This is a genomic window from Vibrio sp. 1F169, from assembly GCF_041439605.1.
GTDB classification, from domain to species: domain Bacteria; phylum Pseudomonadota; class Gammaproteobacteria; order Enterobacterales; family Vibrionaceae; genus Vibrio; species Vibrio tasmaniensis_A.
Window position 1 is genome coordinate 134,343 of record NZ_JBGOOI010000002.1, and the last position, 22,608, is coordinate 156,950.

Below are 22,608 nucleotides of genomic sequence, written 5' to 3' on the forward strand. Positions count from 1 at the left end.
CTAAAAAACGAGTTCATTCCATAATTCCGCTCTCATTTTAATGGAATAATACTCGTGAAAAACACTTTTGAGCTTATTGATAAGCCTACTTTCTTTGGTGCGATTGCACTCCTACTCACGATAGTTTTCCCGCTCATTTTGTTCCCTGCACAGGGCGCAGACTGGATTGCGGTTGCGAAAACATTCATGACGGACCAACTTGGATTTTTATATCTTGCGCTAGGCCTCGCTGCCTGTGCATTTATGGTTTACGTTGTGTTCAGTGATATGGGACAAATTAAACTGGGCGAAGCTGATGAAGAGCCTGAATTCAAAACAGCATCATGGGCTGCAATGCTATTTTGTGGCGGTATCGGTGCAAGTATCTTGTACTGGGGCTGTATTGAGTGGGCTTACTACTACCAATCACCGCCTTTCCAACTAGAGCCGGGCAGTGAAGAAGCGGTTCGTTGGGCTGCAACTTACGGTTTGTTCCACTGGGGACCAATCGCGTGGTCTATCTACCTGATCCCTGCGATTCCTATCGCTTACTTCTTCTATGTACGTAAACAGCCAGTTCTAAAGATCTCTAGTGCGTTAATGCCTGTTCTTGGTGAACACCGCAGTAAAGGCGTACCAGGGAAAATCGTCGATATCCTATTCATTTTCGGTCTATTAGGCGGCGCTGCAACAACGTTAGGTTTAGCTGCACCTCTAATCACTGAAGGTCTGAATCACCTATTTGGTCTACCTAAAAATAACCTAACGCAAGTGATGGTGCTTTTAGTGTGTACTGCGATTTTTGCTTACTCATCTTATGCTGGATTAGAAAAAGGCATCAAGATCCTAAGTAACATCAACTTCTGGGGTGCAATGGGTCTGTTAGCTTTCGTTCTGATCGCAGGTCCAACAATCTTCATGCTAGAAACAGGCTTAGACTCTATTGGTCGTCTACTGTCTAACTTCTTCGTGATGGCAACGTGGGCTGAACCATTTGGTGGTTACGGTACCTTTGAGAACACGCACTTCCCACAAGACTGGACCATTTTCTACTGGGCATGGTGGCTAGTATTTGCACCAAGTATGGGCCTGTTTGTTGCGCGTATCTCTCGCGGAAGAACCATCAAACAAATGGTGTCAGGTTCAATTTTCTTTGGCTCTCTAGGTTGTTTCTTGTTTTTCATGATCTTAGGTAACTATGGCCTATCACTGCAACTTTCTGGTGAACTGGATGTAGTAGCGATTTTGAATGCAGAAGGCGCTACCAAAGCTATCTTCTCGATGCTTGCGCAACTGCCAATGAGTACACTAGTTATCGCGGTATTTACGCTGCTGTGTATTATTTTCACTGCAACGACATTTGACTCAATCTCATACATCCTAGCGTCTGTTGTGCAAAACAACGTGACCGAAGAGCCAATGCGTTGGAACCGTATGTTCTGGGCATTCACACTGTCGTTCTTGCCAACGATTCTGATGTTCTTGGGTGGACTAAGTACGCTACAAACGGCAGCAATAGTTGGTGGCTTACCGCTACTGGTGATCTCTGTGATGCTGATGATTTCAGCGGTTCGTGCAACGAGCCTCGACCTACGCCATCAAGACGCGTACATCGAGCCAACGATCAACATCGAAGAACTACCAGATATGGACCCTTGGTCTGCAGAAGGTATGGCGCTGGCTCAATTTGAGAAAGAAAAAGATGCTGCGCAAGAGGCCGCAGAACTTGAGCGAGTCGCTTACACAGAACTTGCCGCAGTGAAGAAAGAAATTCGCGCTTATGTGTTAGAACAAGGTTCACAAATGGAAACTCACGACTTACCAGAGAACCTACAACAAGCACTTGAGCAGGCCGAGAGTAATCTTAGTGCCGCACAAGCGAAAAAAATCGAGTTATCTGAGCAAGCTCAGAATGCTCGTATCACGTTCAACCAGGTGGTTGCAGACTTACCGCTTGCTTGACATTAGCCATGACGCAGTCCATTGATTTGGACCCTCCTAAATACGACAAAGGCTCACAGAAATGTGAGCCTTTTTTTATGCTTTTCAAAAAATTGGAGTTATTGCTCAATTTCACATTGATGAAATAAATATGAAACGACTTTGACACAAATCGATGTTCTAATCATCCCGCTTATATAAAAAGGGATAACCAATGAAGCACATTATAAAACCAATCATTGCCGCAGTGGCAACCTCAACACTTTCATTCAACGTACTTTCAGCAGAAATCAAAAACGTCATTCTGATGATTGGCGATGGAATGGGACCTCAACAAGTTGGCCTGTTAGAAACCTACGCAAACCAAGCACCAAACTCGATCTATAAAGGGAACAAAACCGCCCTTTATCAACTTGCTCAAGAAGGGGTTATTGGTTCATCCCTGACTCACCCAGAAGATGCAATTGTGGTCGATTCTGCTTGTTCAGCCACCATGCTTGCAACCGGTATCTACAGTGGTTCAGAAGTGATTGGCATTGATTCTCAGGGTAATCATGTTGAGACGGTTCTTGAGAAAGCTAAAAAGGCAGGTAAAGCAACGGGACTCGTGTCCGATACACGCTTAACTCACGCCACGCCTGCTGCATTTGCTGCTCACCAACCTCACCGTTCGCTAGAAAACCAAATTGCTAACGACATGCTAGAAACTGGTGTTGATGTAATGCTTTCGGGAGGGCTACGTCATTGGATCCCTAAATCGACCAACGACAAAGGTGAAACCTATAAGCAACTTGAAAAACTGACTCAAGGTGATGTTTACCTAAAATCAAAACGTAAAGACGACCGTAACCTTCTTGCAGAGGCAGAGAAAGACGGCTACCAACTGGCATTTAACCGCAGCATGTTAGAAGATGCTAAAAGCGATAAGCTACTTGGCCTGTTCGCCTACTCAGGCATGGATGACGGCATCGCTTACAGCAACAAGGAAAAAAGTGACGAACGAACTCAGCCAAGCCTGAAAGAGATGACACAAAAAGCGCTCAACATCCTATCCAAAGATGAAGACGGCTTTTTCCTAATGGTCGAAGGTGGCCAAATAGATTGGGCAGGCCACAGTAACGATGCTGGCACTATGCTGCATGAACTGCTCAAGTTTGATGAAGCGATCCAAACTGTGTATGAATGGGCAAAAGATCGTGAAGACACGATCGTGATTGTGACCGCAGACCACGAAACAGGATCTTTTGGCTTCAGCTACTCTTCTAACGACCTACCAAAACCACAAAAACGTTCTGGTGAAGCCTTCGCCGACCGCGACTATGCACCTAACTTCAACTTTGGCGCATTCGATATTCTTGATGGTTTATATAATCAAAAGCAAAGCTACTACGGCATGATCAGCGAATTTCAGAAGCTGGATAAAGCGCAGCAAACACCTGAAAAACTGGCTGAGATCGTCAACAAGAATAGTGAGTTCCCTATTACAGCTGAACAAGCGAAAAACGTATTAGCGAGTAAGCCGAACCCATACCGATTGGCTCAACACAAATACTTATCGGCAGAAGAAGTGCCTGCTATCAACGATTTCGATGCATTCTTCCCTTATAACGACCGCGGAAACTTGCTTGCTCGTGAACAGGCAACAAGTCAAAACATCGTTTGGGGTACAGGTACACATACTCACACACCAGTGAACGTGTTTGCTTGGGGCCCAGCAGAGAAAATACTGCCCGTTTCAAAAATCATGCACCACTCAGAACTGGGTGAGTACATTAAACAACAAGTAAACTAGCCTGAATCTTTTTTACTCGTTTTACTTAGCGCCCTACGGGGCGTTTTTTGTTTTAAGCCTTTAAGTTAAGTAATTAAGTAATTAAGTAATTAAGTAAATTTAGGCGACGCCAAATAGCAAAACAGCCGCTCAAGAGCGGCTGTTTTTAGAATAACTAGCGATTTGGGTGATTCAAGATGTGGTCTTCCCAATCGACAACATCGATTTCGTATACCACTTTGTTACGAACACTTTCACCTGCAGCATGCATCTCTGATTTAGAACCCGTAATCAATGGGTGCCACTCAGGAATCGGCTTAGATTCAGATAGAAGACGGTAAGCACAAGTATCTGGTAGCCAGTGAAACTCATCGATTTTGTCACGAGTCAACTTCAAACACTCTTCACCTGAAGTGAATCGGTTCGGGTAATCTTTACACGAACATGTTTTGTCGTTTAACCAGCTACACGCCACATTAGTGTAGTAAACTTCATCGCTATCTTCATCCATTAGTTTATGTAGGCAACACTTACCACAACCGTCACACAGTGATTCCCACTCGTTCTCGGTCATTTGCTCTAGTGTCTTTTCTTGCCAAAATGGAATCGTCATAGGATTACTTCTTACTCTTTTACTGGGGTGCGTGTTATACCGCTAGCCGAATATAAGTTCAAGAATAAAATCAGCTAACGCTCTTTCGCTATGCGGTAGAACTTTCTAAATCCGTGAGTATTTGAATAGCTTCGCTTGTCGTAGCCCCACATACCCAGCTTTCAGCTTTAAAGTCAAAACAGACCTGAGGCCTCTCTTTTTTACCAAATAGTTTACATAGGTTATCAACAGTAAGCTGCTTACAACGCTCACCAGACTTCTTTCCATGAGGATGAAGGGGGAATGAAGATGTAATACTAGGCGCTGTACAGCAAGCACCACAATGAAGACGGCATTCCATAATTGGACCTTAAATAGAATCAAAGGAAAGAAGGTGGGCGATTCTATCCTAAAAATGAAATTAGCCAAGTGAAGTTATTTAATATGTACAAAAAAAGCACCTTATAAAAGGTGCTTCCAATTCATCAAAGACAGAATCTACTTTAAAATATCATGTGGCTTTGAAGACAAAAATTGCGGTGTCATTTCTGCTAAAGCCGCTTTATAGCGAGTCGATGACAATAAATCTCTAGCATCTTGCACTGTGAATTTAGCCTTCTGTCCTTGATCAACAATAGGCCCAAGCGCCATAATATGTTGAGCGCTTGCTTTTAGCTTAGGAGAAGTAACAGAAACTGTTTTGTTATTCCCGTCTTTAAATGATGCAATCACTTTCTTTGTATGGCCAGGATCAACTTGGTCACAGTTTGTAATTGGTGGGTGCGTCATAACGCCTGTTGATGATAAAAGTTGAACTACAGGCTTACCTTCTGCTATCGCTTTGATTTGACAATAAGTTGGGCTTTCACCTATCAAATTGTTTGTATTGTTAAACATGTACATAGTCCAGTCACCTGCACCACTACCTTGATCAGCTTTGTCGACATCAACGCGAGTCCAGCTATCTACCGCACCACTAAAGTCTTTTTTGACGACTAAATTTTGTGTGTCCGAAACGGCGTAAACTTTTTTACCTCCAATTTCGTATTGACCCACGTAATCTTGGTTAAACCAATTAAACCAACCTTTCGAATCAATATGCCTTCCACGGTAAGGGCCATCAAACTGGTGAAGACTTGAAAATTTAGTCTTCGTTATATGGACAGATTTACCGGTAGAGTCGAGATCTGTGACTTCATCTGTGATAAAAAACGGTTGTTCAGTAAAGCTAATTGATGTGTTCGGAGAAACACCTTTCGATGATGAGATATTGTAATCTCGGTAAGCGATGACATCGTAAGTATCAACATCCGTACTATTGATTTGCGCCTTACCTTTTACTACCTTAACCGCTTCACCAATCCATTTTCCACCATGTTTATTAAAATAGCCTAAACGAACTGTTTCATCACTAGAGGTTGCATCAACCTTATAAGTTAAGGTTTGAAAATAACCTTGACTGTATGAACGGAAGAATCGCAGTTCATCGCCTTTCTTCGCTAGTGCTAATGCAGCCTTTTCATACTTGTCCGCTGCACACTGTTCTCCGTTTTCCGCACTATATGCCAGAACAGTACCATTGCTATTGATGCGGCAAACATATTGACCAGATAAGGCTTTAGAGTTAATTCGGCTGAGCAAAGCAGTCGCGTCACTACTGCTTACGGAACTGTTTGTCGAGAATTCCCCCAACACCGTATTAAAAGGAACCAGTTGAGCTTGTGAAGCTGCAGGTAATTTAGCTACAGCATAATCTAGGGCTATAAAGTCTACTTTTGCTTTTTGTAAACTTCCTGCCGCATAATTTACCAATTCACGAGCTTGAAAATAACCTTCTAGATTTGGCGACGCATAAACAGAAGTACCAAGAGTGGCAAGGATAATACCTATAGATAATTTCTTCAAAACTTGACTCCTACTACTTCGCTTTAAAATTGCTTGGAGACTCAAATCCTTTACCATCAACGGATAGGAATTTGTAGCCTTTCAATGTTTGAATATCGGCATCACTTACGCCTATGTCCGTATTCAGTTTCTGAGCGCTAGAACCACCACTAGTGGCAGCGCTACCGCCACCGCTGTCACCACCTCCGCATGCAGTGAGTAATAATGTCGTTACTACTAAAATCGCTAACTTTTTCATGAATCGCAGGCTCCAATAAGAATTAATAATATCTTCAACCAGTTTTATTTATTGAACAACACAATAGATCGCACTTTAGTCAGTTTCTGGAGCTTGTCGTTAAACAGTTATGGCATTTCGTTTAAAAATCACTGCAATCTCTGTCGGCTATTTGCTACCCAAAACACTCCCTTTCTGTCGCTTATATGCCCAAGATTTCACAAACTTGCGAAATCTAAACTATCTTGTTGATACTGGTACAGATTAATAAGGATCGTTATGAATAGGTATATTGCAGAAATGTTTGGTACGTTTTGGTTGGTGTTAGGCGGTTGTGGTAGTGCCGTCTTAGCCGCGGCTTTCCCTGATGTGGGAATTGGTCTACTCGGAGTTTCCCTCGCTTTTGGTTTAACCGTTCTCACCATGGCTTTTGCTATTGGCCATATATCCGGCTGTCATCTCAACCCTGCTGTTACTATTGGACTGTGGAGCGGTGGTCGCTTTGATGCCAAAGATGTCGCACCTTATATTATTGCCCAAGTGATTGGCGGTATTATCGCAGGTGGCGTGTTATTTGTGATTGCTTCAGGCCAAGCTGGCTTTGATGCAGCTGCCTCTGGCTTTGCTTCCAATGGTTATGGTGAACACTCACCGGGCGGTTACTCACTTACCGCTGCACTCGTTTGTGAAGTGGTCATGACCATGGTGTTCCTATTCGTGATCATGGGCGCGACAGATTCGAAAGCACCTGCTGGATTTGCTCCTATCGCAATTGGTCTCTGTTTAACCTTAATCCACCTTATCAGTATCCCTGTAACGAACACCTCTGTTAACCCCGCTCGAAGTACCGGCGTGGCTGTATTTGTTGGTGATTGGGCTGTTTCTCAGTTATGGCTATTCTGGATTGCACCGATTATTGGTGCCGTGATTGGCGCAATGATATACAAAGCGGTGAGAGGTTCAGATTAAGCTCAGAGAAGTGTTTTGGAATAGAAACCTTTGAGAACCATAAAAGAAAAAGCCGCTTGGTGATGGTTCACCAAGCGGCTTTTTTAGATTTTATGACGACCGAGTAACGAGTGTGAAAGCGTGGTGCCATCCACTAGCTCGAGCTCACCACCAACAGGAACACCATGGGCGATACGGCTAGCGTTCACTTCATGGGCATTACATAGCTCAGCAATGTAATGTGCTGTCGCCTCCCCTTCTACTGTCGGGTTAGTCGCTAAAATAACTTCAGTGATATCACCACGACGTAAGCGGTAATCCAAGACATCGAGACCGATGTCACTTGGACCAATACCATCAAGTGGTGAAAGATGCCCCATAAGCACAAAGTAACGACCTGAATATTGGCCAGTTGCTTCAATGGCTGCGATGTCTGCAGGGCTCTCTACTACACAAATTTGACCGTTATCCTGACGTTTAGGATTGGTACAAATGTGGCAGGTCTCTTCTTCGGTAAAAGTACGGCACTCATTACAATGACCAATTTCAGTCATTGCTTGGCTAAGAGCTTCAGCCAACTGTAGGCCGCCTTTTCTATCGCGCTGTAACAAATGAAAGGCCATACGCTGCGCCGACTTGGGGCCAACCCCAGGTAGACAACGTAAGGCCTCCATCAAATGCTCCAGCATATGACTGGTACGCATATATAACCGTTCTGATTTTCAAGTAATGGCCAGTTCAACACAAGCTAGTACGAGAATTAACCTTTAAGAATGAGTTACTTAGAAAGGCATCTTCATACCTGGTGGAAGTTGCATTCCGCCAGTTACGCCAGCCATTTTCTCTTTTTGAGTTTCTTCAACGCGACGAGCCGCATCGTTGAAAGCAGCAGCGATAAGATCTTCAAGCATCTCTTTATCGTCTTCCATTAGGCTTTCATCGATATCAACACGGCGAACGCTGTGGCTACCAGTGATCGTTACTTTTACAAGGCCAGCACCTGACTCACCTGTAACTTCCATATTTGCGATTTCTTCTTGAAGCTTTTGCATGCGCTCTTGCATTTGCTGGGCTTGCTTCATCATGTTGCCCATACCGCCTTTACCAAACATGTTAATACTCTCTGGTCTAATTGGTTTATTAAAATTATTTAAGCTATACGAGCTTAAATGGGGGTTAAAACAGTGTGATTCAACCCCTCGATGTTCAGTTCTCAGATTTGCTTATCTGGGATGATATGCCGGTCACTAAACAAGAAAACGTTCTAGATAGGACGAACGCTGTCTCTGTCGAGTTCAGCGGCAAAACGTCTTTCAATGAACTGTACGTTGGCATCGTTTTCCAACGCGGTAAACGCGTCTTTCAACTTACCTTGGTACAACCTTTCTCGTAATTCTAGCGGCGTTTCTCCACCATCACCGATTTCAACACTCAAATGACACTCTTCCCCAAGCACAGTATTGAGAGACTGCAATAATTCACTCTGTGCACGGTCCGTATTCAAGTGAGCTTGGCTCGCTCTTAACGTTAAAGTGATTGATGTGTCGTTTTTAGCAAACACTGAGTTCAATGCTAACTGTTCAACAAGCTTGGCTGTGTCTAGCTTTTGAATCGTGGCGGACCATTCATCTTGAGCAATCGACTCTTGAAGCAATTTATCGACCATTTCTGGTGTCTTAATATGCTCTAACGCACGCTTGATCTGAGTAGGTGTAAGCTCTTTGCTCACCTCTTTCACTACAGGTTTAGACGGTTTCCAGCGATAAGGTTCATTATCGTTGGTCACATTTTCTGTCGAAGAGGCTGATAAAGAAGCTGGCGACACCCGCTCAGAACCACCGTGTTGCTGAGCAACTCGATCAAGAACTGAAGTTTTAGCAGGTGTCGCTTTAGCCTTTTTTGGCGCCGAGCCTTTGTTTTCTGTTGCCGCGCTGCCTCTACGTTGAGAACGTAATTGGTGGCGTAAACCACTCACAGGCGAAGTTGCACGCGCCGGCTGCTCTTGCGGAGCAGAAGGTGCAACGCTTGGCTGTTGAACCGGGCTCTGGTTTTGATAATTCGTTTGTTGCTGCTGAGGCTGATCTGCACCGTAGCTTGGACGCTCATCATAAGCAGGAGGCGCGTCATACTGGCTATGCGGGTAATCCTGTTCTGGATAACCTTGGTTACCTGAATGATCAGCGTAACCTTGCGAATCTGAATACTGTGCTGGATTCTGCTGCGGAGCCTGTTGCACCGGTTGCTGCTGCATAGCTTGCTGTTGAGGCGCCTGTTGTTGCATCTGAGGCTGTCTCGGCGCTGCCATTGGCGCAGGTTGACTCACTGACTGAGCAACGTTCTGAGCTTGAGCTGCTGGAACTGGCGCTGGGCTTGCCGACTGAGTCGAGATTGCAGTAGCAACCGCTTGTTCAGCTGGTCTAAATGCCAACATGCGTAAAACCACCATCTCAATACCAACGCGAGCGGTTGGCGACAATGGTAAGTCTTCACGACCTTTCAACACGATCTGGTAGTAGAGTTGAATGTCTTGTGGGCTAAGCGCTTTGCTCAGTAGTTCAAGCTTCTCTGCGTCAGGCTGTGCCTTATCTAATGTAGATGGCAAAGCTTGGAACATCGCAAGACGATGCAGTTGAGTCGCAAGCTGATTGAGCAAACCGTCCCACTCAACACCGTTCTCAGCAAGGCTTTGAATACACGCCATTGCTTGTTGCGGCTGCTTACTGCTAATCGCTTCAAGCAAGTGGATAGCTTGGTCGGTATCCAGTGTCCCGAGCATATGAGCAACAGTATCTGTTACAACATTGCCGTTACCCAATGCGATTGCTTGATCTGTAAGGCTTAGTGCATCACGCATACTGCCATCAGCAGCATGAGCAATCATTCCAAGCGCACGAGATTCAGACGTCACATCTTCTTGTTCAAGAATATGATCGAGCTGCTCGTGAATATTATCAACGCTGATCGGCTTAAGGTGGAACTGCAAACAACGCGACAAAATCGTTACTGGAAGCTTCTGTGGATCCGTTGTTGCGAGCAAGAATTTCACATACTCAGGCGGCTCTTCTAAGGTCTTTAGAAGCGCGTTAAAGCTGTGCCTAGAAAGCATGTGTACTTCATCGATTAGGTAAACCTTGAAGCGACCACGTGCAGGCTTGTACTGAACATTGTCCAGAAGCTCGCGGGTATCTTCTACCTTAGTACGTGATGCCGCATCAATCTCGAGCAGGTCAACAAAGCGACCTTCATCGATTTCTTTACAGGTTGCACATTCACCACAAGGTGTTGAGGTAATGCCTGTTTCACAGTTGAGTCCCTTCGCAAACAAACGGCCGATGGTCGTTTTACCGACACCTCGTGTACCGCTGAACAGGTATGCATGGTGCAACCTATTCTGGCTAAGGGCATTCTCTAATGCTGTTAAAACATGGGCTTGACCAACCACTTCTTTGAATTTGGTTGGTCGCCATTTTCGCGCTAACGCAAGATAGCTCATGAATAATTCCGAAAAGGATTAGTGACCGTCGAATTCGCAGATGCTAAACACTTCTAGACCTAAGCCTTGTAAGCGCTTGTCACCACCGATTTCTGGAAGGTTAATAACAAATGCAGCGTGTTCTACCACACCACCAAGCTGACGAATCAACTTTGTTGTTGCTTCAATCGTACCGCCCGTTGCTAGCAAATCATCAACCATCAACACTTTATCGCCTTCAACGATAGCATCAGTATGGATTTCTAGTGTATCAGTGCCGTACTCAAGCTCATAAGATTGTGCCACAGTTTGACGAGGCAGCTTGCCCGGCTTACGAACAGGAATGAAGCCAACACCTAGCTCAAGTGCAAGAGGCGCACCAAATAGGAAACCACGAGCTTCAGTACCAACGATCTTAGTAAAGCCCATGTCCTTGTATGTTTCCGCTAGCAGATCGATAGTCGCTTTGTAAGCTGCTGGATCTTCCATCAAGCTTGTTACGTCACGGAACAAAATACCCGCTTTAGGGTAATCAGGAATGCTTTTGATGCTTGCTTTGATCAGAGAGATTTTTTCTGTGTTCATAATCTTATGCACTTCATTAGGCCGCTTTCCAAACTTCGCGTTAACGAATCAAACATCAACGCTTGGAATTAAGGAAAGGTACGATTGGTATTCATTGCAACGAGAGTCATAACTCTGATTGCTGAAATAATAAACGCCCGCTATACAAGCAGGCACACTGGCTTAATGGTAGTGATTTTCTTTGCTGTCAGCAACCAACTCATGGGTTGGAAGTCGCATAAACCATGTGAGAAGAATAACAAGTACACAAATTAGGAAAGCCTTGACCCAAATGATAGGGGCAAAGTAGATGGATAAAGCAAAACTCAACAAGATAAAGAACACGCCACGCGTTTTAACTTGTTTGGTGACGGCACCGTGTTGATACCAATTGTTCAACAAAGGGCCCAGCGTTTTGTGCTCATGCATCCATTTATGAACTTTCGGATTGCTTCGCATGAAACATGCGCTAGCAAGAAGGAGAAAAGGAGTGGTTGGCAGAACGGGCAAAACTATCCCTAGAACTGCGAGAAATATACAAAGGCCACCAGCAATATTGAGGCTTAAAACTCGAACGCTAATTGTGGCCTCCTTGAGTTAGCTATCATCAATCGGCGACGACAGCTTAACTAGAATGTTGCGTAACCATTGAATACACGGATCAACGTAAGTGTTGCTGGTAGCAATGGAATCATTAAAAATGCGGCTAAAAATCCTAAAAAGTAGAATACATTAAACGGGTCTTGAAAGTCTTTGTTATCTGCCATGGTTGCTTCTTGTTTTTGTTAGTAAAGGTAAGTATCCGGCGAACCAAACCCGCTTTGCTAAATCGACATTTAACAAAAAAGGCATAGCCACACCATTTGCGCAACTATACCTTAATCAATTATTCACAAAAACCGAGGAAATATAGGGTTAATCAGTAGACCCTTGGTGTATGTCTAAACTAAAACTTGCCGATCCAAGTAGGCTCAACGACAGTTGGCAGCCCTGTTCGATCGGAAGGTCCCGCGTAATAAAGTTCTTCTTGCAGTTCTCACCCAAGCGCTCACCTGCTGCAATATATTGATTCAATTCACCATTCGACCATTGCCCGTCTAGACCCGCAGGCAAAATGGAGATGGTTCCCTCGGCAAGGTCAGCAACACCAAACAAGGCATTCACTGGGGTGGAGCATTTAGAGCAACGAATCCCCTTCTCTAAGATCTCAGCAATATCTTTGAGATCAACATTAAAATCTTTTCTGTTTCTTATGTAATCGTGGAACAGCGCTCTCACTAACAATGTTGTCGCGGAGCCGCCATTATCAGACGACGATGAATCGACGAGGTAAAAAGCAAACTGCCCGTTCATCATCCACGCATAATCAAACACAAGTGGCATCATCTCTGTTGATTGCAGTAACCGGTAACTGCAACGCCATGAGCCTTGTCGCGTATCTTTCTCTGGAAGCAGCGCATGCAGTAAGTCTTTTGCTGCGCTTGGGTTATCTTGAAGGTAATTCAGGTGCCAATGCAGTTCTTGGTCTTCAGGGATCTCTCCCCCATCATCCACACAGAACCATTGGCTCGAAAAATCTCGTTGGTCTGAAATGTTATCGAACGAATCTGTCAATGTATTCGCAATCGCACTTCCTAGGTGACGGTGATCCTCTAACGGCTTCGCCAAGAAGTCTTTAATACCAAATCGCAAGGCTTTCGCCACGTCAGACATATCATCAGTGCCGGACACCACAATCATAGGCAGTGACGGGTACTCTAAACTGAGCTCTTCCACAAGCTCTATGCCATCAAGTATTGGCATTGATAAGTCACACACAATTAAATCTGGCGCTGAGTCTCTAAGTTTCTGCAAAGCGTCCAGTCCATTTTCAGCCTCAACCACTTTATAACCGACCTTGTCTAGGTACGCGCTGGTTATACGGCGAAAAATAGGATCATCATCAACCAACATCACGCATTTTTGGTTAATTACTTCCTGAGCCGAGGTCATTACTGGCTGACTGTGAGTTTTGTACATAATCTATAACCTCACAAAACTAAGTCGAATTATTATTGTTATCTGTTCTAAGAACTAATATAAAACTTAGTAATAAAATGCTAAATACACAAATTTGCACTCTTTACTGGTAATTCGTGACGAGGGTTGGAATACTTGTAAATAGTGCAACGAGTTGACGTAACGCAAACATTGATCTCACTGTTACGTATAAATTAGATGAGATTGTAAACAAACGTGTCTGGATTTATGAAATTAGATGATTTAAACCTCTTTCGACTCGTCGTTGAAAATGGGAGCTACACCGCAACATCGCGCAAGACTATGATTCCGGTTGCGACCATCACACGACGCATCCAAGCCTTAGAAGATTCTTTGAACCTTAGGCTTCTAAATAGACACGCGCGTAAACTTTCTTTAACAGAGGCAGGCGAACGTTTCTTCAATGAATGCTCTCCGCTGTTGCAACGTCTCTCTTCTACTGCAGAAGAGTTAACTGACGTGTGCAAAGGCGCTTCCGGTAAGATTCGTATTACGGCACCCTCAAATCTGACCAAGCGCATGATGATGCCAATGTTCAGTGAATTCATGACTCAATACCCTGATATCAATATTGAATTGATGATGAACAACCAAGCGGATCAGCTGGATCCAACGGAGTGGGACGTAATTTTCCGAGTCGGCCCGCAGCGTGATTCAAGCCTAATCGCTCGAAAAATCAGTGAAGTCAAAGATATTCTTATCGCGAGCCCTGAGTACTTAGCGAAGAACCCTGCTCCAAGCCATGCTGAAGAGCTAGCGAACCATTCGCTACTCAAAGGCTACCCGCTGATTAAGTGGCAGCTGAGTAATTCGAATGAAGAGACGGTGGTGAATAGCGAGAAAGGCCGTTTCAACGCCAATGCGCTTAATGTCGTGAGACAAGCGTGCTCAGAAGGCCTAGGTATCACCCTGATGCCTGACGTGATGATTCGTGAATACATTGAAGATGGCAGCTTAGTGCAAGTCTTAGAAGACTGGAGCGCTAACCCTCGTGATATCTACATGCTTTATAACCACAAAGACCATCTACCAGAGAAAGTGAGATTGTTTATTGATTTTGTGATCGCGTACCACATTCATTAAGGTCAATCCCCTTCTCCACAAACAAAAAACCAGAGCCAATGCTCTGGTTTTTTATTTTCTGTATCGCTAGCAATTATGAAGCATTGCTGGCAAAAACTCTTTATTACTGACGAAACGCTCTAACTAAGCACCTTCGTTGTGTAACTCTAAGTTAGCAAGATCTTGTTGAATCTCACGCTGAACCTTTGAGTCGTCATTACGCAAAGAGTCTAGGAAATCTAGGTACGCTTGGTCGATATCGCCCGTTACATACTCGCCATTAAATACAGAAGTATCGAAACGAGAGATGTCTTGATTGCCCATGCCCACTGCAGAAATCAGATCTGGTAGCGTTTGGAAAATCAAGGCGTCTGCGCCAATCTGCTTACAAATCGTTTCGTTATCACGACCATGAGCAATCAGCTCTGTCGCGCTCGGCATATCAATACCATAAACGTTAGGGAAGCGAACCTCTGGAGCCGCTGAAACCATGAAAACCTTGTTTGCGCCAGAATCACGAGCCATCTCAATGATTTGCTCTGATGTTGTGCCGCGAACGATAGAATCATCAACCAGAAGAACGTTCTTACCTTTAAACTCAGAGCGAATTGCGTTGAGCTTACGGCGAACCGACTTCTTACGCTGTTGCTGACCTGGCATGATGAACGTGCGACCAACATAGCGGTTTTTCACGAAACCTTGACGGTATGGCTTATTGATCGCTTGAGCGATTCGTAGCGCAATATCGTTTGATGTTTCAGGGATTGGGATAACCACATCAATATCTAAGTCTGCGTACTCTTCTTTAATACGCTTACCTAACATCTCACCCATCTCAACGCGTGCGCTGTAAACCGAGATTTTGTCGATGAATGAATCTGGGCGTGCAAAGTATACAAACTCAAAGATACATGGGTTCAGTTGTGGGTTGTCTGCGCATTGCTTAGTGAAAAGCTCACCGTCGAACGTTGCGTAGATAGCTTCACCTGGCGCTACGTCGCGCATGAAATCGAAACCAACAGCATCGAGTGCTACCGATTCAGACGCAACCATGTACTCTGTTTTACCTTGAACTTCACGCTTACCAAGACACAGTGGACGAATACCATGTGGGTCACGGAATGCGATCATACCGTGGCCGATGATCATCGCCGTTACGGCGTAAGCACCACGAATTGTACGATGCACATTTGCCACAGCGCGGAAAACGTCATCTGAAGTTACGTTACCTTTAACAGTATCGATCTCATGAGCTAATACGTTCAGTAGAACTTCAGAGTCAGAGGTTGTATTTATATGACGACGGTCTTTTTCGAACAACTTCTCACGAACTTCGTTTGCGTTCGTCAGGTTACCGTTGTGCGCCAACGTAATGCCAAAAGGAGAGTTTACGTAGAAAGGCTGAGCTTCAGACGCACTTGAACTACCCGCAGTAGGATAACGAACATGGCCAATACCAACTTCACCTTGTAGGCGCTGCATGTGTTTTGCTTCAAAAACATCTTTTACTAAACCGTTCGCCTTACGCAGACGGAAACGATTGCTTTCTATGGTACAAATACCAGCGGCATCTTGGCCACGATGCTGCAATACCGTTAAAGCGTCATAAATAGACTGGTTTACAGGTGTTGAACCCACGATTCCAACAATACCACACATGTCCTAATCCTCGATTTTTCGACATTAACTGGCGCTAGAGCGCGCCAGATAAGAAACTAGATGTTGCTTGTAAATGCTCGAAGAACGGCGCAATGATTCGACTAAATTCCGGAACCAATTGCGAATTCTTCCACCACTCAGAACTTGGGAATGCAGTAAACGCATCCATGAAAAACAACACTGCAGAAACAATCAAAACACCACGTAAGCCACCAAAGACGACACCGAGGATTCTGTCTGTACCTGACAGGCCTGTTTTCTGAACTAGTTGACCGATGACATAGTTAACTAAGGCACCCACAACTAACGTTGCAACAAACAATGCTGCTATCGCAGTTCCGTTTCGAAACATCTCATCTTCGATATTGGTGAAGTACATCGCTAATTTAGCGTAGTACTGGCTAGCAATAAAAAATGCTCCAAACCAAATAACGAGTGACAAGGCTTCTTTAGCGAAACCACGAACTAAACTGATCACGGCAGAGAAGCCGATCACGCCTAAAATGACAAAATCTAACCAATTCATGAATTCTTCATCTTAAGTTGGCGCGCATTTTAACAGAAAAAATGCTGACGCAAACGTTTTCTTATGGATTTAACGGTTTAAATTTGAGCAATTGGCCTTTTGAACCCGTAATTTTTTCTAATTCCTTAATTTGTCGCTCAAGTTTGGATTTAGAGACATCCGGGCCAATAATTACTCGCGTAAAAGTTTTTTCTTGCTTGGTGTGAGCCTGATAACCACGCTTTTGCAAATCCTTAACAACGTTTTTTGCGTTGTCAGCATTCTTCAAAGCCATCAATTGAATAATCCAAGCACTGTCTTGGTATTCATTTTTTTCCGGTACCGGCTTAACCACCACCGCCACTTTATCCGCTTCTTTGTTACTGGAAGCCGACGCAGTTTGCGTATTTGAATTATCAGTACGACCACTTTCAACCACTTGCTCAACCGGAGAATCTGGTAGCGCTATCTGATCTTCAACGGGATCGAGTACTTCAAACACTTCAACATTACTATCAAGCTCAGGCTTAATCGGAATGCTTGCAAACTCTTCTTTATAGTGGAGCTTCTTACCATCTAGTACATCGGGCAATACAATCACGCCGATGGCCACTAAAATAATGGTGCCGACTAACCGGCTTTGGAATTTACTTGCCATTTAGTTTCCTTTTTTCTGCCAATGCTCCAACACTTCACCCACGGTATGGAAAGAACCGACAACCAACACAACATCGTCACCTTTAACAGAAGCTAAAGCCGCTTCAAAAGCTGTGACAGGGTTTGAATGCTGCTCTACGCCTTCGGGTAGGCTTTGACACAATTCAGAAGCTGTCGCTGCGCGTGGCCCTTGCAATGAAGCTGGGTACCAATGAGTTGCGATTGGTGCTAATACTTCCAATGTTGCTGGAATATCTTTGTCGTGAAGCATGGCGACTACAACGTGTAAATTTTTACCTGCATACTTCTTCGTAACTTGCTGCGCAAAGTATTCAGCAGAATGCGGGTTGTGCGCCACATCAAGCACAATCACGGGTTGTTCGCTAATTTGCTGCATACGCCCTGGAAGCTGCGCATTCTTCATGCCGTTAACCACGTTCACGTCACTAATACTAAGCTCTGATGTACCCAATGCCATTAATGCTGTTGCAGCGTTAGGTAACGGCAGGCTTGGAATAGGTAGCGATTCTAGCTGGAATGCCCCACTGCGCCAGTTCCACGTATCACCGTCAACATCATAAGTGTATTGAATACCGACTTGGTAGAACTCAGCCTTAATATCATCAGCGTGCGCTGCAACCGTTGCCGGTGGCTTAGGTTGACCACAGATAGCGGGTTTACCGCTACGATAAATGCCCGCTTTCTCAAAGCCAATCACATTGATGTCATCACCTAGCCAGTCAACATGGTCGACAGCCAAACTAGTAATCACAGAAACATCATGCTCAACGATATTGGTCGCGTCTAAACGCCCGCCTAAACCCACTTCTAAAAGCACAACATCAACCGCTTCAGTTTGAAATGCGCGTAACGCCGCTAAAGTGCCATATTCGAAAAAGCTCAGGCTGATTTCGCCACGCTCTTTCTCAATGAAATCGAAAGACTGAACCAGCTTTTCATCAGATAGATCTTGGCCGTTGATACGAACACGTTCGTTATAGCGAATTAAGTGAGGAGAGCTGTAGACACCAACTGAATAACCAGCGTCCAATAGAATAGCTTCCATGAGTGCACATGTTGAGCCCTTGCCGTTGGTTCCAGCAACAGTAATAACATGTTGAGCAGGTTTGGTGAGGTTTGCCTTAGAGGCGACAGCTTGAACTCGGTCTAAACCAAGATCAATAGCGCTTGCGTGGATGTTTGATAAATAATCAAGCCACATCTCCAAAGAGGATGTGGCTTGAGGAATAGGTTGTTGACTCATCTAACTCATAACCATAATTAAGTAGGTTTGTTAGAAGGTACTTTACCCTTTTTCTGGCGCTTCTGGTACTTCATAAGCAGCTTCATTCGGTGAATCGTTCACAGAAACTACTAATGGTGAAGGCTGATTGGTCATTTTAGCAACAAGGCTTGCAACGCGCTGACGCATCTCACGACGGTCAACGATCATGTCGATAGCACCGTGGTCTAGTAGGAACTCACTGCGTTGGAAACCTTCAGGAAGATCTTCACGTACAGTTTGCTCGATTACACGACGTCCAGCAAAACCGATAAGCGCTTTTGGTTCACCGATATTGATATCGCCAAGCATTGCTAAACTTGCAGAAACGCCACCCATTGTTGGATCAGTCATTACTGAAACAAACGGTAGGCCTTTCGCAGATAGACGCTCTAGAGCAGCACTGGTTTTTGCCATTTGCATGAGAGACATCAATGCCTCTTGCATACGAGCACCACCACTGGCAGAGAAACAAACTAAACCACAGTTGTTCTCAATAGCTGCATCTACCGCTTTCACAAAACGAGCACCAACAACAGAACCCATTGAGCCGCCCATAAATGAGAACTCAAACGCACACGCAACGATAGGTAAACCAAGCAGTTCGCCTTTCATTGCAACTAATGCGTCTGTTTCACCACTGTTCTTTTGAGCAACAGAGATACGTTCTTTGTAACGCTTAGAGTCTTTAAACTTCAGTTTGTCTTGTGGCTCAAGATCAGTACCTAGTTCAACACGCTCACCTTTGTCTAGGAATGTATCCAGACGGCGACGTGCTTTCATACGCATGTGATGGTCACATTTTGGACATACTTCTAGGTTACGCTCTAGTTCAGCATGGTAAAGAACCTGCTCACAAGAAGTACATTTAGTCCAAACACCCTCAGGGATTGACGCTTTACGAGATGTTACGATGTTGCTTTTTTCTAAAATCTTTTCAAGCCAACTCATGGAAGACCTTTTTGTTTCGATTCCTCCGCTTGATTGCGAAAGAAATAAATTTGGGAATTATGCCGGGAATTAAAGCACATAAAACAGCGACTGTAGATAAAAAACTGGTTGTACCTATTTTCCGTGACTATTTTACGCACGAAACCGTAATATTTTTTGAACCTAAGTCTCACATTTAGTTCAAATTATCCGGCAAAAATAGAGGGCCAATAGGCTCTCTTGGTAGTCCAAAATGTTCAGGATAATCAACATCTACTAAGTATAAGCCTTCCGCTTTCGCTGTCGCGCCTGCCACTTTTCGATCTTTAGCCTCTAAAAGCCACTGAATCCACTCTGGTTTTTGATCACCTTTACCTACCGCAATTAGGCTACCAGTAATATTCCTCACCATATGGTGAACAAACGCATTCGCTTTAATATCGATCACTATGTAATGCCCATGACGAGTCACGTTTAAGTGAATCATGTTTCTCCATGGGCTACGAGATTGACAATGTGTTGCCCTAAACGAAGTAAAGTCGTTCTCACCAAGTAAGTACTGACCCGCTTCATGCATCTTTTTCTCATCAAGGTGACCATGATAATGGCTCACACCTGAATTCAAAATGCCAGGACGTAGAGCATGGTTAAAGATAATGTAGCGATAACGGCGTGCTGTTGCAGAAAAACGAGCATGGAAATCCTCATTCACTTCTGTTGCCCAACGAACGGCAATATCTTTTGGCATGTTGGTATTTGCGCCCATTGTCCATGCAACCATTTTACGATCGACATTAGTTTCAAAGTGAACGACTTGTCCCGTACCGTGAACACCGGCATCTGTGCGACCAGCACACATAACTTCTACAGGGTGATTCGCGACAACTGAAAGAGCCTTTTCCAATTCTTCTTGGACACTTTTCACGTCTCGTTGGCGCTGCCAACCAAAGTAGTGGGTACCGTTATATTCAATACCTAAAGCAATTTTCATGTTCTTGTTCTCTTTGAAAATGGGCGAGAAGTATATACGGAAATGAGTGCTAGCCCAAATAGGATGGGGCTAAAACTTCAATAAGCAATCACTACCGCCTAGACGGTGGTTTTAGCAAGCTAAATAAAATAGACGCTAACTGTATCGCCCTAAAATAAAGGGTAGCCAACGCTACCCTTTATAATTTTTTGAATTTATCGACCGTTTAACGTATCGATAAGATTCTTTGCCTCTCGACGAATATCATCACTGCCGTCAACGATAGCCTCTTCTAGAAGCTTAATTGCACCTTGTGAGTCACTCATCTCGATATAGATTTTAGCCAAATCGAGCTTACCAGCGGCTTCTGCGTTGGTGTCGACATCGTAATTACCAATGTCACCGATAACGTCTGGGAATTCATTTAGGCCAACATCTAGCTTCAACTCTTCGTCATCTGGATTAATCGCGTCTTCGCCTTCTTGCTCAACTTGAGCCATCAGCTCATCAATCGTCATGTATTGCTTATCACGACCTTTGTCTGACTCGGTTAGGTTGTCTTGTTGAGCCCAATTCTCTTGTTTGATTTTTGGTTCAGCTTGTTGATCTGCCGACGCCCAAATCTCCTGTTGATCATCAGGCACATCATTATGCATGCTCGATTGCTGCTCAGGAGCTAGGTTGAAGCCTTTCCAGTCTTCGCCGCCAACTTCAAGCATGGCGTCAATATCGAGCCCTGCACTATCAATCGATGTAGCATCCAGTGGCTTGTCGAACATGCTGTCGACAGAGTCTTGAACATCTTCAGAAAGTAATTCAGCTAATGCTGTCTCATCAAAATCCTCAAAACCTTCTAACAGATCGTCTTGAACTGTTGTAGGCACTGAGCTTAACTCAGAAGGTACTGGGCTTAATTCTGACGGAGAATCGAGTGATTCATCAGGTTGTGTGAAACTAGCCAAATCAGACTCTTCTGCACCTGGGAAGCCTTCTGCGTCTGAGAAATCTTCTGTATCCGAGAAGTCATCACCATGACTAAAACTCTGCGGGTTTGAAAATAAATCATGCAGCGCATCTTGTTCTTCACCCTGTGGGCTGAAAGAAGTCAGTGGCGTTGGTTTCTCAGCAAACGCATCGGAGATAGCTTCGTCTTCACCGTATTCCGGCAAATCAAACTCATCGAGCTCTACGCCTTGCTCTTCCGCTACAGGCTCAGCACTGCTTTGTTCGATGTCATCTAAGACTGAATCCGCTTTTGCGCTCTCTTCATCGTATTCAGGCAGGTCAAGGTCATCGAACTCAAACTTTTCGGACTCTGGAGCAAGATCTTGCTCTAACTGCGCTTCATCCGGTTCGCTAACCACTTCCGCCAACGCATCTTCTTCGCCAAACTCTGGAAGCTCTAAATCATCAAACGAGAACTCATCCTCGCCTTCTTGCCCTAGAATTTCTGCTTGTTTCGTTTCTTCAACTTGAGGAGCCGTTTCAGCTTGAGGCTCTACTTCGGCTTGCGGCTCAGGTGTTGATTCTGATTCTGTGTCTAGTTGAGCATCAACAGCAGGGACGTCTGACTCCGTTGCTACTTCAGCGTCCGCTTCCGCTAACGCATCTTCTTCACCAAACTCTGGAAGCTCTAAATCATCAAACGAGAACTCATCTTCGCCTTCTTGTCCTAGAGGTTCAGCATCTAACTGAGGTTCAACAACCGGTGTTACTGGCTCTGGGGTTACTTCGGCGTCGGTTTCCGCCAACGCATCTTCTTCACCAAACTCTGGAAGATCAAAATCATCAATCGAGAACTCGTCTTCGCCTTCTTGCTCTACCGCTTCAGCTTGCTCCGCCACTTCAACTTGTGGTGCAGCTTCAACTTGCGGTTCATGGTCTAACTGAGGTTCAGTATCTAACTGAGACTCAACAGCAGGAATCACCGGCTCTTCCGCTACTTCATCAACTTGTGCCAATGTTTCTTGTTGAGCCGTGTCATCTTCAATCAGCCAATCATCGTCTTCTGGCACACCGAATTCATTTGGAACGATCTCTGGCATATGTGCAGCGCGAACTGGCTCTGGCTCTGGCTCTGGCTCTGGCTCTGGCTCTGGCTCTGGCTCTGGCTC

Annotated in this window: 22 protein-coding genes; 4 read left to right on the plus strand and 18 right to left on the minus strand. The window is 44.6% G+C overall.

The features are described 5' to 3' along the window. The first annotated feature begins 54 nt into the window (after nt 1-54). Both ACED53_RS01640 and ACED53_RS01645 read left to right on the plus strand, forming a co-directional pair. Nucleotides 55-1,941 (plus strand): BCCT family transporter, encoded by a 1,887-nt coding sequence (locus tag ACED53_RS01640; RefSeq protein ID WP_017099467.1) that lies wholly within the window; start codon nt 55-57, stop codon nt 1,939-1,941. 193 nt (nt 1,942-2,134) lie between these two features. Continuing rightward, a complete protein-coding gene (locus ACED53_RS01645; RefSeq protein ID WP_017099466.1) occupies nt 2,135-3,712 on the plus strand; it encodes an alkaline phosphatase in 1,578 nt (525 codons plus the stop codon). A gap of 154 nt (nt 3,713-3,866) precedes the next feature. Here ACED53_RS01645 and ACED53_RS01650 read toward each other — a convergent pair whose 3' ends face one another. The 4 genes from ACED53_RS01650 to ACED53_RS01665 all read right to left on the minus strand — a co-directional run bounded on the left by ACED53_RS01650 (nt 3,867) and on the right by ACED53_RS01665 (nt 6,426). Further along, the gene (locus ACED53_RS01650) at nt 3,867-4,304 is read right to left on the minus strand and encodes a YcgN family cysteine cluster protein (protein WP_009848667.1); all 438 of its coding nucleotides are present in this window, start codon (nt 4,302-4,304) and stop codon (nt 3,867-3,869) included. 88 nt (nt 4,305-4,392) lie between these two features. Continuing rightward, a complete protein-coding gene (locus tag ACED53_RS01655) occupies nt 4,393-4,644 on the minus strand; it encodes a hypothetical protein (RefSeq protein WP_009848668.1) in 252 nt (83 codons plus the stop codon). 137 nt (nt 4,645-4,781) lie between these two features. Further along, nucleotides 4,782-6,188 (minus strand): hypothetical protein, encoded by a 1,407-nt coding sequence (locus ACED53_RS01660; protein ID WP_017101996.1) that lies wholly within the window; start codon nt 6,186-6,188, stop codon nt 4,782-4,784. Nucleotides 6,189-6,201: 13 nt separating this feature from the next. Continuing rightward, nucleotides 6,202-6,426: a hypothetical protein gene (locus tag ACED53_RS01665; protein WP_009848670.1), complete on the minus strand. Its 225-nt coding sequence runs from the start codon at nt 6,424-6,426 to the stop codon at nt 6,202-6,204. 258 nt (nt 6,427-6,684) lie between these two features. Between ACED53_RS01665 and aqpZ the strand changes: the two genes are divergently transcribed. Continuing rightward, nucleotides 6,685-7,374 (plus strand): aquaporin Z, encoded by a 690-nt coding sequence (gene aqpZ, locus ACED53_RS01670; protein ID WP_017099207.1) that lies wholly within the window; start codon nt 6,685-6,687, stop codon nt 7,372-7,374. Nucleotides 7,375-7,457: 83 nt separating this feature from the next. Here aqpZ and recR read toward each other — a convergent pair whose 3' ends face one another. From recR to ACED53_RS01705, 7 genes are all read right to left on the minus strand, one after another. Then, entirely contained in the window at nt 7,458-8,057 is a 600-nt protein-coding gene (recR, locus tag ACED53_RS01675) for a recombination mediator RecR (protein WP_004734155.1), read from the minus strand. 78 nt (nt 8,058-8,135) lie between these two features. Next, nucleotides 8,136-8,465 carry a YbaB/EbfC family nucleoid-associated protein gene (locus ACED53_RS01680; protein ID WP_009848672.1) on the minus strand — a complete coding sequence of 110 codons (330 nt, stop codon included), beginning with the start codon at nt 8,463-8,465 and terminating at the stop codon, nt 8,136-8,138. Between the two features lie 152 nt (nt 8,466-8,617). Beyond that, the gene (gene dnaX, locus ACED53_RS01685; protein ID WP_102580056.1) at nt 8,618-10,846 is read right to left on the minus strand and encodes a DNA polymerase III subunit gamma/tau; all 2,229 of its coding nucleotides are present in this window, start codon (nt 10,844-10,846) and stop codon (nt 8,618-8,620) included. A gap of 18 nt (nt 10,847-10,864) precedes the next feature. Continuing rightward, nucleotides 10,865-11,410 (minus strand): adenine phosphoribosyltransferase, encoded by a 546-nt coding sequence (gene apt, locus ACED53_RS01690; protein WP_017101994.1) that lies wholly within the window; start codon nt 11,408-11,410, stop codon nt 10,865-10,867. Between the two features lie 162 nt (nt 11,411-11,572). Next, nucleotides 11,573-11,944 (minus strand): YbaN family protein, encoded by a 372-nt coding sequence (locus ACED53_RS01695; protein WP_029225617.1) that lies wholly within the window; start codon nt 11,942-11,944, stop codon nt 11,573-11,575. A 74-nt stretch (nt 11,945-12,018) separates the two neighbouring features. Next, on the minus strand, nt 12,019-12,156 hold the full coding sequence (locus ACED53_RS01700) for a hypothetical protein (protein ID WP_017067606.1): 138 nt from the start codon (nt 12,154-12,156) through the stop codon (nt 12,019-12,021). 148 nt (nt 12,157-12,304) lie between these two features. Then, entirely contained in the window at nt 12,305-13,408 is a 1,104-nt protein-coding gene (locus ACED53_RS01705; protein WP_017101993.1) for a response regulator, read from the minus strand. A gap of 228 nt (nt 13,409-13,636) precedes the next feature. Between ACED53_RS01705 and ACED53_RS01710 the strand changes: the two genes are divergently transcribed. Continuing rightward, a complete protein-coding gene (locus ACED53_RS01710) occupies nt 13,637-14,512 on the plus strand; it encodes a LysR family transcriptional regulator (protein ID WP_017067604.1) in 876 nt (291 codons plus the stop codon). A 123-nt stretch (nt 14,513-14,635) separates the two neighbouring features. Here ACED53_RS01710 and purF read toward each other — a convergent pair whose 3' ends face one another. The 7 genes from purF to ACED53_RS01745 form a co-directional block, all read right to left on the minus strand. Continuing rightward, the gene (gene purF, locus ACED53_RS01715) at nt 14,636-16,150 is read right to left on the minus strand and encodes an amidophosphoribosyltransferase (RefSeq protein WP_017101991.1); all 1,515 of its coding nucleotides are present in this window, start codon (nt 16,148-16,150) and stop codon (nt 14,636-14,638) included. A 34-nt stretch (nt 16,151-16,184) separates the two neighbouring features. Then, nucleotides 16,185-16,676, minus strand: coding sequence for a CvpA family protein (locus ACED53_RS01720; protein WP_009848678.1), 492 nt, complete (start codon nt 16,674-16,676; stop codon nt 16,185-16,187). Between the two features lie 61 nt (nt 16,677-16,737). Further along, nucleotides 16,738-17,313, minus strand: a complete 576-nt coding sequence (locus tag ACED53_RS01725) for an SPOR domain-containing protein (protein ID WP_012603487.1) — start codon at nt 17,311-17,313, stop codon at nt 16,738-16,740. Continuing rightward, nucleotides 17,314-18,576 (minus strand): bifunctional tetrahydrofolate synthase/dihydrofolate synthase, encoded by a 1,263-nt coding sequence (gene folC / locus ACED53_RS01730; RefSeq protein WP_017101990.1) that lies wholly within the window; start codon nt 18,574-18,576, stop codon nt 17,314-17,316. A gap of 42 nt (nt 18,577-18,618) precedes the next feature. After that, the gene (gene accD / locus ACED53_RS01735; RefSeq protein WP_009848681.1) at nt 18,619-19,545 is read right to left on the minus strand and encodes an acetyl-CoA carboxylase, carboxyltransferase subunit beta; all 927 of its coding nucleotides are present in this window, start codon (nt 19,543-19,545) and stop codon (nt 18,619-18,621) included. Nucleotides 19,546-19,720: 175 nt separating this feature from the next. Further along, complete coding sequence (gene truA, locus ACED53_RS01740; protein WP_017101989.1) at nt 19,721-20,515, minus strand: tRNA pseudouridine(38-40) synthase TruA; 795 nt, start codon at nt 20,513-20,515, stop codon at nt 19,721-19,723. A 194-nt stretch (nt 20,516-20,709) separates the two neighbouring features. Next, a partial coding sequence (locus ACED53_RS01745; RefSeq protein ID WP_371708815.1) for a FimV/HubP family polar landmark protein occupies nt 20,710-22,608 on the minus strand: 1,899 nt, incomplete at its 5' end.